Source organism: Salinispora sp. CH2A1_6 (genome assembly GCF_056820975.1).
Genome location: NZ_JBXEDG010000001.1, coordinates 941,236 through 953,450, shown reverse-complemented (window position 1 = coordinate 953,450; position 12,215 = coordinate 941,236). Strand labels below are relative to the sequence as shown.

Genomic DNA, 12,215 nt, shown 5'->3' with positions numbered 1-12,215 from the left:
CCACCCGCCCGGGATCAGCTCAGCAAGCCCCGCCCGGAGTCAGCGAGGCCCGCCCGGGATCAGCTCAGCGAGGCGCGCAGGGCCGCGTCCTTCTCCGCGACCACCTGTTCCAGGCTGGATTGGAATGCCGTCATCCGATCGCGCAGCGCCCGGTCCTCGACGCCGAGGATCCGGACCGCGAGCAGGCCGGCGTTGCGGGCGTTGCCGATCGAGACGGTGGCCACCGGCACGCCGGCCGGCATCTGCACGATGGAGAGCAGCGAGTCCATTCCGTCCAGGTACTTCAGGGGCACCGGCACCCCGATCACCGGCAGTGGGGTGACCGAGGCGACCATGCCCGGCAGGTGCGCCGCACCCCCCGCCCCGGCGATGATCACCTTTAGGCCGCGGTCAGCGGCGTCGCGGCCATACTCGATCATGCGGACCGGCGTCCGGTGCGCCGAGACCACCTCGACCTCGTACGCGACCCCGAACTCGTCCAGCGTCTCGGCGGCGGCCCGCATCGTCGGCCAGTCCGAGTCGCTGCCCATGATCAGCCCGACCGTGCTCATCCGTGCCCCTCCTGCAGCCAACGGGCCGCCCGCGCCGCCCGCCTGCGTACCTCGTCCAGGTTGTCGCCGAGTACGGTGACATGGCCGATCTTTCGGCCTGGACGCACCTGCTTGCCGTACAGGTGCACCTTCGCCCCCGGCTCGGCGGCGAAGAGGTGGTGTAGGCGCTCGTCAATAGAGATGCCGCCCGGCTCACCGCCCAGCACGTTCGCCATCACGACCACCGGCGCGGCCAACGAGGTGTCCCCCATCGGATAGTCGAGCACCGCCCGCAGGTGCTGCTCGAACTGTGAGGTCCGGGCCCCCTCGATCGTCCAGTGCCCGGAGTTGTGCGGCCGCATCGCCAACTCGTTGACCACGAGGCGGCTACCCGTCGCCTCAGCCGCGTCGGCCACCTCGAACAACTCGACGGTGAGCAGGCCCACCACGCCGAGCTCGGTGGCGAGGTCGATGCCGAGCTGCTGCGCACCGACCGCCAGCGCCTCCGGCAGCTCCGGTGCGGGGGCCAGGACCTCGACACAGATCCCGTCCCGCTGCACGGTCTCGACCACCGGGTACGCGGCGACCTGCCCGAACGGAGAACGGGCCACCTGCACGGCCAGCTCCCGGCGCAGCGCCACCCGCTCCTCCGCGATCAGGCACGTCCCCGTGGCCAACAGCGTGGCCGACAGGTCAACCGCCTGAGCCGCGTCCTCCACCAGCCACACGCCCCGGCCGTCATAGCCGCCCCGGGCCGCCTTGAGCACCACCGGCCAGCCCACGGCGTCGCCGAAGGATTCGAGGTCGGCCGGGTTCTCGACCGGCCGCCAGGCCGGATTCGGCAGACCCAGCGTCGCGAGGCGTTCCCGCATGACCCGCTTGTCCTGGGCGTGTACCAGCGCCTCGGCCGGCGGAAACAGCGTGACGCCCTCGTCGGCGAGGGTGTCGATGTGCTCGGTGGGAACGTGCTCGTGGTCGAAGGTGACCACGTCGCAGCCCTTGGCGAAGGTCCGCAGCGCCGCGAGATCAGTGTGCTCGCCGTACTGCACGTCGGCGGCCACCAGGGCGGCACCGTCGTCGGGAGCGAGCGCGAGCACGCGCAGCGACTGGCCGAGGGCGATCGCGGCCTGATGGGTCATCCGGGCCAATTGGCCGCCACCCACCATGCCGACAACGGGCAGACCGGTGTGGGAGTCCATAGCCAGGTCAGCGTATCCGGCCAGCGGAGCCAGCCCGCCACCCGGGCCCGCCACCCGCCAAGCCGCCAAGCCGCCCACCGACCTACCCGCCCGCCCAGTCGCCACCGGCCGGCGATCCGGGTCGCCATCGGCCGGTGGTCCGGGTCGCCATCGGCCGCCTACCGGCCCGTCAGCTGCGCCACCAGGTCGTCGACTCCGGTTACCGGCCGCTCGCAGACAAAGCCGCGACAGACGTACGCGGTGGCCTGCCCGTTGACCATCTGCCGACCAGCGAGTAGCGGCACCCCGGGCTGGTCCGGCCGCCCCGCCACCACCACGGCACCGGGCGGGGCGTAGCGGTGCGCCGCGTGCACCAACGGCTCACCAACCGGATCGGGAGTCACCACGGCGATCTCGTACGGGCCGGCGAGCAGCGCCGCACCGGCGGTGGCCGCGTACCCGGTGAAGCGGGCGTGCGCGGCGACGATCGGCGCCACGGTGGTCAGCGCCGCCTCCGCCGCCTCCCGGTAGCGGGTCTCGCCGGTCAACGCCGCGTACGTGACCAGCGCGGCGACGATCGCCGACCGGCCGGAAGGGGTGGCGTTGTCGGTGGGGTCGGCGGGCCGGCTGACCAGACGCTCCGCGTCATCCGCGGTGTCGAAGAAGCTGCCCTGCGGTGCGGCGAACCGCTCCAGCGCCACGTCGAGGAGTTGCCCCGCCAAGGTCAGCCACCGGCCCTCGCCGGTCAGCTGGTGCATCGCGCAGAACGCCTCGGCCACGCAGCCGTAGTCCTCCAGAACTCCGGCGGCCTCCCCGACCCGGCCGTCCCGCGAGGTGCGCCGCAGCCGCCCGGCCACGAGGTGCACCCTCGCCAGGTGCTCAGCCGCGTCCCGCATGGCGCCGTCGGCGACGATCGTCACGCCCTCCATCAGGTTGGCGTCGGGCCCGGGAGCATCCTCCGCAAAGCTGGCTACGACCTGCTGGAACTCGGCGATCGCGGTGATCGCGAGCCCATTCCAGGCGGCGACCACCTTGTCGTCGCGGGCCGGCTGCGGGCGGGTGTCGCGGACCATCAGCAACCGGTGCACGATCTCCTGCCAGCGGGACTGCACCTCCGGGGCCGCATCATCAACGTCCCGGGCCAGCCGAAGTACGCTGGCCGACCGCTCGGCGGCTTCCGCCCCGGTTCCGGCTGACCCGGTCGGCGCGGCGGCGTGGGGGGTGAACGAGCCCTGCTCGGTGACCGCGAACAGGTCGGCGGCCCACCGGCCATCCTGCTCGCCCAGGGCCGCGACGAGTTGGGCGGGGGTCCAGACGTAGGTCAACCCCTCAACCCCGGCCGCGTCGGCGTCCAGCGCGGAGGCGAACCCCTCGCCCGGCCGGTGCAGCTCGTCGGCGAGGAAACGGGCCGTGTCCCGAGCCACGCGACGGGCCATCGGGTCACCGGTCAGCCGCCACAGGTGGGTGTAGACCCGCAGCATCAGGGCGTTGTCGTAGAGCATCTTCTCGAAGTGCGGAACCATCCACTGCCCATCCACGCAGTAGCGGGCGAAGCCCCCGGCGAGTTGGTCGTACAGGCCGCCCCGGGCCATCGCCTCCGCGGTGTGTCGGACGATCTCCAGGCTCCGCTGGTCGCCGGTGCGCTGGTACTGCCGCAGCAGGAAGAGCAGGTTCAGGTGCGGCGGGAACTTCGGCGCGCCGCCGAACCCACCGTTCGTCTCGTCGTACTCCGCACCGAGCCGGTCGGCGGCGGCGGCGAGCAGGTCGGCGGTCAACGGGGCGGACGGGCCCCCGACCGCCTGGGCACCACCGATCGCCTCGACGACCGCGGCACCCTGCTGGAGCACGGCGCTGCGCTGGTCCCGCCAGGCGGTGGTGACCGACTGGAGCAGACGGAGGAAGTTGGGCTTCGGGAAGTAGGTGCCGCAGAAGAACGGAGTTCCGTCCGCGGCGGCGAAGACGGTCATGGGCCAGCCGCCCTGCCCGGTCATGGCCTGAGTCGCCGTCATGTAGACGGCATCAATGTCCGGACGCTCCTCGCGGTCCACTTTGATCGCCACGAAACCCTCGTTCAGCAGCGCGGCCACCTGCTCGTCGGCGAAGGACTCGTGCGCCATGACGTGACACCAGTGGCAGGCGGCGTAACCGACCGAAATCATGATCGGAACGTCCCGCCGGCGGGCCTCGGCGAACGCCTCCGCGCACCACGGCCACCAGTCGACCGGGTTGTCCTTGTGCTGGAGCAGGTACGGGCTGGTGGCGTCGGCGAGTCGGTTCACGGCACGACCCTATCGGCGCGGACGGTCAGGAGGCGCCATCGGCCCGGAGGGGAACAACCCGGGAGCGCGCCCCGTTGACCAGAGCGCCGAGGACCGCGCCAATCTTGTCGGCCGGCATGGGTTTGAAGAAGTGGTAGCCCTGGGCGGCCGTACAGCCGAGTTCGGCCAACGCGCTGCGCTGCTCGGCGGTCTCCACCCCCTCAGCGACCACCCGTAGCCCCAACTGCTGGCCAAGCCCCACCGTGGTACGCACGATCGCCGCGGCCTCCGGCGAGTCGGCCATCCGGAGCACGAAGGACCGGTCCACCTTCAACTCGTCCACGGCAACCCGGGTGAGGAAGGTCAACGACGAGAACCCGGTGCCGAAGTCGTCTACGGCCAACTGCACGCCCATCGTGCGCAGGGCGCCGAGCACCTCGTCGATCACCTCGAGCTCGCTCATCACCACCGTCTCGGTGATCTCCAGCACGAGGCGCCGCGCCGGAACCCGGTGGCGGCGCAGCGCGTCCGCGATCTCGGTCGGCAGCCGCCGGTCGAGCAGGCTGCGGGCGGAGAGGTTCACCGAGATCGGCAGGTCCAACCCGTCCCGGGCCCACTGGGCCGCCACGCCGAGCGCCTTGTCCAGCACGTACCGGGTGAAGGTGCCCAACTGCTCGCTGTTTTCCACCGGACGGATGAACTCGTGCGGATTGAGCCAACCGCGTCGGGGATGCCGCCAGCGGATCAGCGCCTCCACCCCGGTCGGCGCCCCGGTGGCCAGGTCCACCGCCGGTTGCAGGACCAGCACCAGCTGGTCGTCGGCGGCCAACGCCTCGCGCAACTCGGCCAGGAGAGCGAGCCGGTCGGTGCTGGTGGCATCCCGCGCGGAGTCGTACGCGGCGACGCAGCCGCTGCCCTCCTTCGCCTGGTACATCGCGATGTCCGCCCGGCGCAGCAGCTCCGCCATATCGGCGGTGCCAGCACCGGCGACCACCACCCCGACGGCGGCCTCCACGGACATCCGGACACCCGCCACCTCGGTGGGGGCGGCGAGCCGTTCGGTGATCTCCCGGGCCTGGCGCAGCGTGTACGCCATCGGGGCGGCCCCTTCCCCGAGCCCTGGCACCGAGGTCAACAGGAGCGCGAACTCGTCGCCGCCGAGCCGGCCCAGCAGGTCCCCGCCGCGGGCCAGCCCGCCCAGTCGATCGGCGGTCAGCCGGAGTAGCTGGTCACCGGCGGCATGCCCGAGCGTGTCGTTGACCTCCTTGAAGCGGTTGATGTCCAGCAACAGCAACGCCACCGGCCGGTCCCGGGCCAGCCGCCGCAGCACCTGGTCCCCCTCGCGGAGCATGGCCGTGCGGTTGGCCAGGCCGGTCAGCGCGTCACTCACCGCCTCCTGCAGGGAACAGGCGGCTACCTTGCGCAGCTCCCGATGGCTCGCCGCGTCGTGCAGAGCGACGGCGAGGGCGTCACCGTAGGCTGCGAAGACGTCGCGGTCGCGGTCGGTGGGCGGTGCCGCCCGGGGGAACCGGACGTGGAGCCAGCCGCCGACGGCAGTCCCAACGGTGAGGGGCCGCACCAGCTCGCGTTCGTCCCCGTCGGTCGTGTCGGGGCCGCCGATCTCCCGGGTGGAGAGCTGACCGGTGGCGTCGCCCCGGTACCGATGCCATTGACCGTCGCCGTCGGCGACCTCCACCGTGACCAGCTCGGCCTGGAACAGGGTCAGTGCGCCGCTCACCGCCGCCGTCGCCATGCCCCGCTCGTCGCGGTGACTGAGCGCGGCGGTCGCTTCGGCGAAGGCCCGCCAGGCACGTCGGTCCCGATCGGCGCGGAGCCGGTGGCGGTAGGTCTGCTGAAGCAGCCAGAGCGGCAGCGGAAGGATCAACAACCACCGTGGGTCCACCTCGATGAGGGCGACCACCACCACGCCCACCACAACGTTCCCCACGAACGTCATCAGTTTGCCGCGCAGGGCCTCACCCAGCAGCGCACCGACCGGGGCACCGTGGTGCAGGTTGACGGTGACCGCACCGAGCCCGACACTGACGAGCAGATAGGTGACCGCACCCGCGACCATCGCGAGCGCGAGCGGTGGGGTCGGCGCTGCCAGCAGCGGCGGACCCAGCAGGGTGGTGACGAACCCGGCCAGGGCCGTCGCCACGGTCAGCAACGACGCGATCCGGGCGATCTCCAACAGCGGCCGGCGGGGGCCGCGCAACGACATCCCCGACCAGGCCAGACCGACGCCGAGGAGGGTGGCCGCCGGAATCCAGCCGGCGGGCACCTGGTGGAGGCAGATGACGAGCGCCGCCTCGCCCCAGGTGAGGCTGACCGCTCCGGCCGCAGCCCGGAACTGGAGTCGGGCGAGCTGCGCGAACGCGAAGAGGGCGACCGCGATCCCGAAGCGCGTGGGGCCGCCCAGCGGGTCGTTGCTGGGCAGACCGCTCGGCCGGATGACCGCGGCCACGGCTACGACCAGGGCCGTCGCCAGCATCGCCGCCGTGAGCGCCCGGGCCCACGTCAACCGGTCGGGCGGACCGGCCCGCGACTGGCCGGGCGGAGTGGAGGTCACCGCCCTGCTCCGGCCCCGAGCTCTACGGCAGGACGACGGGCAGCCTCAGCTGTGCTGATCATCGGCGCCCCCTCCTACCCAGGCCGACGAAACTTTCCGTCCCCGGCGGGAAGGCTAAGCCAATACCGGTTACCGCAACAGGGGGCTAGCGCGCCGATAGTCGTGAATCATGCGGCCAAGACCCGTTCAGGGCTGCTGGGGCCCGGTGCCGGAATTCAGCGATGAATCCCCCGCCGGGGTGCCACCGGTCACCTCACTGACTACCGCAGCTGCCGGATCAGCACCGGACGGAACGGAGCCGGCCGCAGCGGAGCCGGGGCCGGGCGGAAACTGGTGGGGCAGCCGGCGCAGGCGGGCGTTCATGTTGCGGATCAGTAAGACGGTGGCGATCCCCAGCACGAGGATCAGGAACAGGCCCATGGGGCCGGCCAGCCCGCCGGTGCGGGTGTTCCCGAAGTTGTTTTGGGCGAGCACCTCAGCGGCGGTCAGCATGGCGTCCTCCGTTGCGCGAGTGGTGACCAGCCTAGCCCGCCCCTGGAGCAGGGCCGCTGGAACCCCTCTGCCCGGGTATGCCGGCTAGGCAATCCCGGCAAAGAGGTCCGACTCGGGCACGGCGCTGTCGACCAGGGACCGCACGAGTTGGAAGTCCTCCGTGGGCCAGGCGCGCTGTTGTACCTCCATCGGCACCTGGAACCAGAATCCATCCGGGTCGATCTGGGTCGCGTGGGCACGCAACGCGTCGTCGCGGACCGGGAAGTACTCGGCGCAGTCCACCCGGGTGGTGATTCTGGGGCCCTTGTCTGTCCGGCCCTCCCCACGCGTGAGCCACTCCTCGTACGGCGACTCGAAGCCGGCGGCGAGTAGCGCCTCGTGCAGCACCCGGATCCTGCTCTTGGAGAAGACGATGTCGTAGTAGAGCTTGAGCGGCTGCCAAGGCTCACCAAGATCGGGGTAACGCTCGGGGACACCGGCGGCGTCGAAGGCCGCAACGCTGATCTTGTGGGTCATGATGTGATCGGGATGGGGGTAGCCCCCCTCCTCGTCGTAGGTGGTGACGACGTGCGGACGGAACTCACGCATCAGCCGCACCAGCGGGCCGGCAGCCTCGTCCACGTCCTGCCGGGCGAAGCAGCCCTCGGGCAACGGTGGCAGCGGGTCTCCCTCCGGCAGACCAGAGTCCACGAAGCCTAGCCAGGCCTGCTCAATGCCGAGAATCGCGCGCGCGGCGTCCATCTCGGCGCGGCGGATGTCGGCGATGTTGGCCCAGACGTCGGGCCGGTCCATCTTCGGGTTGAGCACGCTCCCCCGCTCGCCGCCGGTGCACGTCACGACCAGGACGTCCACCCCCTCGGCCACGTACTTCGCGGTGGTCGCCGCGCCCTTGCTCGACTCGTCGTCCGGATGTGCGTGGACGGCCATGAGTCGCAGTCGCTCTGCCAACGTCGGCGCTCCTCATCTCTGCCCGGCGGCCTACCCAGGCCGCCCGACTACGGAACAATCCCCCCGCCGTCGGCCCGCCCGCCGCACACACCCGCACCCCTGGACACTCCACCGGCGCTGACCTGCGATGCTTGCGGTGCGCTGCTGGAGCTCCCACGATGCGTGACCTGCTCACGGTGCCGGCATGCCCACCGTGCCGGCGTGCCCAGACGGCTGGGAGAATGAACCTGCCACTCTTACCACACCATTCTTGCCGATCCCCCCGACAACGACGCCAGGAGAGGCCCGCCGGTGAGCGAGACGCACGCCACACATTTGACCGGCGCGCCGGTCTTCCCACCCGGTCGGTACGGCCGTCGGCGGGAACGCCGCCGCCGCCCGGTGCTGACCGCGCTGGTGGGGCTCGCCCTGGTGGCGGCCCTCGGCACGATCGTGGTCCGGCTCTACCAGCAGTACGGCGGCGTGGAGTACGACGCAACCGTCATCACCTATACCGAGATCACCGACTCTCAGGTGCTGATCAACTTCCGGGTCACCGTACCCCCGGGCGGGTCCGCGGTCTGTCTGCTGCGGGCCCGGGACCGAGACGGCGCCGAGGTGGCCCGGGAGCAGGTCACGGTGACCGCCCAGCCCGACGAACGCGAGATACGCGCGCAGCACCGCCTGGCGACCCAGGGACGCCCTTTCATCGGCGAGGTACTTCGCTGCCGTCGCCCGGCCTGACCTGCTCCGACGGCCGCGGCGGGGCGGCGCGGGAGAGACCCGACGTTGATCGTCGGGCCGACGGTGTCGGCGCGCACTGGTAACTTGGAATTTCACCTGCCGCCAGCACGACTGAGGAGATCGCCTGTGTCCACTGGCAACGAGGCGCCCGCCACCTGGCTGTCCCAGGAGGCGCACGACCGCCTCCAGGCGGAGCTCGACGGATTGATCGCCAATCGGCCGGTCATCGCCGCCGAGATCAACGCCCGGCGCGAGGAGGGTGACCTGCGGGAGAACGGCGGCTACCACGCCGCCCGCGAGGAACAGGGCAAGGCCGAAGGACGGATCGTCTACCTGAAGGAGCTGCTGCGCACCGCTCAGGTGGGCGAGGCACCGACCGCCGACACGGTCGCACCGGGCATGGTGGTGACGATCTACTTCGATGACGACAAGGATGACACCGAACGCTTCCTGCTCGGTTCCCGCGAGATCTCGTCGACCACCGACCTGACGGTCTACAGCCCCGAGTCCGCCATCGGGAAGGCGATCCTGGGCTGCCGCCCGGGCCAGACCTGCACCTACACCGCACCCAGCGGCGCGGATATCAAAGTCACCGTGGTCGCCTTCGAGCCCTTCGGCGGCTGAACGGCAGCGGCTGAGCCACCCGTGCCGACGTGCCGGTGACCCCGGGCCACCGGCACGTTGGCATTCGGGCTTCCGCAGAGCCGGGGCGGCCCGCTCCCAGCCCGCGTTGACCAGCTCGGGTGGTCGGCGAGTTCCCGGGCCGGCGCATCTCCGCCGAGCCCGGGCCGACGGCCTCACGCCTCGCCGGCGAAGACCACCTGGTAGCCGCTGGCCCGCAGCACACTGATCAGCGTGTCCGAGTGTTCGGTGCCGCGGGTCTCCACCGACAGCGCCACCTCGACCTCGCCGAGCCGCAGGTGCGGGTTGGCCCGCTGGTGCTCGACATCCACGACGTTCGCCCGCTGCTCGGCGATCTCACTGAGCAGCAGGGCAAGCTGGCCCGGTCGATCCGAGCAGCGGACGGTGACCCGCAGGTAGCGTCCGGCCGCCGCAAGTCCATGCTCGATCACCCGCAGCATCAGTAGCGGATCGATGTTGCCACCGGAGAGCACCGTTACCACCGGCGCCTCGACCTCAACCGCACCAGCCAGCAGTGCCGCCGCCCCCACCGCACCGGCCGGCTCGACCACCTGCTTGCCCCGCTCCAACAACATCAGCAGCGCCCTGGAGATGTCCTCCTCGCGCACGGTTACGACCTCATCAACCAACGCGCGGACGTGCTGGAAGGTCAGCGTGCCGGGACAGCCGACGGCGATTCCGTCCGCGATCGTGCCGAACGACGGCAGCCGCACCGGCTCCCCCGCGGCCAGCGAGGGCGGGAAGGCGGCGGCGCTGGCCGCCTGCACACCGATGACCCGCACATCTGGACGCAGCGCCTTCACCGCGACCCCGATGCCGGAGACCAGCCCGCCGCCCCCCACCCCGGTGACGATCGTGCGGACCTCCGGGCACTGTTCGAGGAGTTCCAGCGCCACTGTGCCCTGTCCCGCGATCACATCGCGGTGGTCGAACGGGTGGATCAGCGTTGCCCCGGTGCGGTCGGCGTAGGTCTGCGCGGCGACCAGCGACTCGTCAACCGTGTTACCAACGAGTTCAACCTGCGCGCCGTACCCCTTGGTGGCCTCCACCTTCGGCAACGGTGCGTTCACCGGCATGAAGACGGTGGCATGCGTGCCGACCAGGCCGGCGGCGAGCGCCACGCCCTGGGCATGGTTGCCGGCGCTGGCCGCGACCACACCGTCGGCGCGCTCCGCCGCCGACAGCCGGGAGATCCGCACAAAAGCCCCCCGCACCTTGTACGAACCAGCCCGCTGAAGGTGCTCACATTTGAGCCACACCGGCCCGCCGAGCGCCGCGCTGAGGGGACGGGACGGTTCCAACGGGGTGGTCCGTACGACACCAGCAAGCAACTCCCGCGCGGCCCGTACGTCGTCCAGGCTGACCAATGTCGTCATGCCCTGATCGTGCCACCCGCCCCGACCAGCGCCCGGCCTGGCCACCGCTGCCGGTCCCCGCCGTTGTGGTGGGTCCGACGGCGGGTCACCCGGCGGCCGGCGAGGGCATCCCACCCCGTGGATAGCCAGTGGCGTGTCGGGCCCAGGGGGCCTGCATCTCGAACTGGCCGGCCACACCGAGCAGCAGGAGCTCGGACCCGGGCGGACCAACCAGCTGGACCGCCACCGGTAGCCCGTCCGGGCGGCGGCCGACCGGCACCACCAGTGCGGGCAGTCCGGCGACGTTCCACGGTGCGGTGTACGGGGCGTATCGAAGGTTGGCGAACACGTTCGCCCGCCAGGAGCGGGCCGACCAGCTGATCGCCGCCGGGGGGATGCTCGCCAGGGCCGGGGTAAGCAGCAGGTCGATCGAGTGGTCGGTGAAGAGCCCGAGCGAGCGCTCCCGCCAGTCCGCCCGGTCGGCCGGGCGGACGTATCCCCGGCGCTGCACCCACTCCCCGAGCCGGACGTGCTGGCGGTTGCGCTTTTGCAGGCTCCGCCGGTCCAGGCCAGCGGCGTGGACATCCGCGGCAGCCGCGGCGAACCAGGTGGCGAGGCCCTGTAGGCCGAGTGCCGTCGAGTAGTTCGGGTCGGCGGGCACGGTGTCGTGCCCGGCGACGGCGAGCAGTCGGCCGGCGGCGGCGACGGCGTCCCGGTTCGACGCATCCGGCGAGATGCCCCGCACCGGGGAGCGCAGGGACACACCGACCCGGAGCCGGGCCGGCGGGACAAGCTTCTCCTGCCGCCGGCCGGCGAGCGTCTGAAAGCCGACCGCCGCGTCGGCGACGGTGGTGGTCAGCATCCCGTGCTCGGTGAGGCCGAACCAGTCGTCCGCGCCGAGTTGGCAGGGCACCACCCCACGCCCGGGCTTGAGGCCGACCAGACCGCAGCAGGCTGCCGGAATCCGGATCGACCCGAGCCCGTCGTTGCCGTGGGCGATCGGCACCAGCCCCGCGGCCACCGCCGCGGCCGACCCTCCGGACGAGCCACCGGGGGTACGGCCACGGTCCCACGGGTTTCGGGTCACCGCGGTCGAGTCGTCCGTCACCCCCCACAGGCCCAGCTCCGGCATCCGGGTGACGCCGAGAATCACCGCCCCCGCGCCACGCAGCCGCCGGACCACCTCGTGGTCGGCCTCCGCCACCGGACTCCGGGCGGCGGCCGAACCGTTCCAGGTGGGCAGTCCGGCGACGGCGGTGTTCTCCTTGACCGCCACCGGCACCCCGGCCAGCGGAAGGTCAGCCAGGTCTTCCAGCTCGTCGACCTTCTCCGCCTCGGTGACCGCCGCACCAGCCCGCACCCGCCGGAACGCGGCCAGGTCGGGGTCGACCCGGGCTACGTGGTCGAGATGGTCGGCGACGACCTGGGTGGCGGAGATGTCGCCGCGGCGTACGCCGCGGGCGATCTGCTTGGCGGTCGCCCCCACCCAGGTCGGCTTGATGTCCTGCACGGCCACC

At 71.8% G+C, this 12,215-nt stretch carries 10 protein-coding genes; 2 read left to right on the top strand and 8 right to left on the bottom strand.

Annotated elements, in window-relative coordinates:
• Positions 1 to 59 precede the first annotated feature (59 nt).
• The 6 genes from purE to mca form a co-directional block, all read right to left on the bottom strand.
• The gene (gene purE, locus AC1UKG_RS04535) at positions 60 to 551 is read right to left on the bottom strand and encodes a 5-(carboxyamino)imidazole ribonucleotide mutase (RefSeq protein WP_018742066.1); all 492 of its coding nucleotides are present in this window, start codon (positions 549 to 551) and stop codon (positions 60 to 62) included.
• Complete coding sequence (locus AC1UKG_RS04530; protein ID WP_026325069.1) at positions 548 to 1,729, bottom strand: 5-(carboxyamino)imidazole ribonucleotide synthase; 1,182 nt, start codon at positions 1,727 to 1,729, stop codon at positions 548 to 550. The genes purE and AC1UKG_RS04530 overlap by 4 nt, the downstream gene beginning before the upstream one ends.
• A 158-nt stretch (positions 1,730 to 1,887) precedes the next feature.
• Positions 1,888 to 3,987 (bottom strand): thioredoxin domain-containing protein, encoded by a 2,100-nt coding sequence (locus tag AC1UKG_RS04525; protein ID WP_482641819.1) that lies wholly within the window; start codon positions 3,985 to 3,987, stop codon positions 1,888 to 1,890.
• Positions 3,988 to 4,012: 25 nt separating this feature from the next.
• On the bottom strand, positions 4,013 to 6,538 hold the full coding sequence (locus AC1UKG_RS04520) for a bifunctional diguanylate cyclase/phosphodiesterase (protein WP_018742063.1): 2,526 nt from the start codon (positions 6,536 to 6,538) through the stop codon (positions 4,013 to 4,015).
• A gap of 186 nt (positions 6,539 to 6,724) precedes the next feature.
• Entirely contained in the window at positions 6,725 to 7,030 is a 306-nt protein-coding gene (locus AC1UKG_RS04515) for a hypothetical protein (protein ID WP_018742062.1), read from the bottom strand.
• Positions 7,031 to 7,114: 84 nt separating this feature from the next.
• Positions 7,115 to 7,957 (bottom strand): mycothiol conjugate amidase Mca, encoded by an 843-nt coding sequence (gene mca, locus AC1UKG_RS04510; protein ID WP_018742061.1) that lies wholly within the window; start codon positions 7,955 to 7,957, stop codon positions 7,115 to 7,117.
• Between the two features lie 312 nt (positions 7,958 to 8,269).
• Here mca and AC1UKG_RS04505 point away from each other — a divergent pair, with 312 nt between their 5' ends.
• Together AC1UKG_RS04505 and greA are read left to right on the top strand one after the other, a co-directional pair.
• The gene (locus AC1UKG_RS04505) at positions 8,270 to 8,701 is read left to right on the top strand and encodes a DUF4307 domain-containing protein (protein ID WP_018814563.1); all 432 of its coding nucleotides are present in this window, start codon (positions 8,270 to 8,272) and stop codon (positions 8,699 to 8,701) included.
• A 126-nt stretch (positions 8,702 to 8,827) separates the two neighbouring features.
• Complete coding sequence (gene greA / locus AC1UKG_RS04500) at positions 8,828 to 9,325, top strand: transcription elongation factor GreA (protein ID WP_018742059.1); 498 nt, start codon at positions 8,828 to 8,830, stop codon at positions 9,323 to 9,325.
• A gap of 173 nt (positions 9,326 to 9,498) precedes the next feature.
• Here greA and ilvA read toward each other — a convergent pair whose 3' ends face one another.
• Both ilvA and AC1UKG_RS04490 read right to left on the bottom strand, forming a co-directional pair.
• On the bottom strand, positions 9,499 to 10,719 hold the full coding sequence (gene ilvA, locus AC1UKG_RS04495; protein WP_018742058.1) for a threonine ammonia-lyase: 1,221 nt from the start codon (positions 10,717 to 10,719) through the stop codon (positions 9,499 to 9,501).
• A gap of 85 nt (positions 10,720 to 10,804) precedes the next feature.
• Entirely contained in the window at positions 10,805 to 12,214 is a 1,410-nt protein-coding gene (locus tag AC1UKG_RS04490; RefSeq protein WP_482641820.1) for an amidase, read from the bottom strand.
• Position 12,215 lies beyond the last annotated feature (1 nt).

Bases quoted from the DNA above. Each gene is read 5' to 3' on its own strand.
- purE (WP_018742066.1), bottom strand. From the start codon at position 551: ATGAGCACGGTCGGGCTGATCATGGGCAGCGACTCGGACTGGCCGACG.
- ilvA (WP_018742058.1), bottom strand. From the start codon at position 10,719: ATGACGACATTGGTCAGCCTGGACGACGTACGGGCCGCGCGGGAGTTG.
- AC1UKG_RS04515 (WP_018742062.1), bottom strand. From the start codon at position 7,030: ATGCTGACCGCCGCTGAGGTGCTCGCCCAAAACAACTTCGGGAACACC.
- AC1UKG_RS04530 (WP_026325069.1), bottom strand. From the start codon at position 1,729: ATGGACTCCCACACCGGTCTGCCCGTTGTCGGCATGGTGGGTGGCGGC.
- mca (WP_018742061.1), bottom strand. From the start codon at position 7,957: ATGGCCGTCCACGCACATCCGGACGACGAGTCGAGCAAGGGCGCGGCG.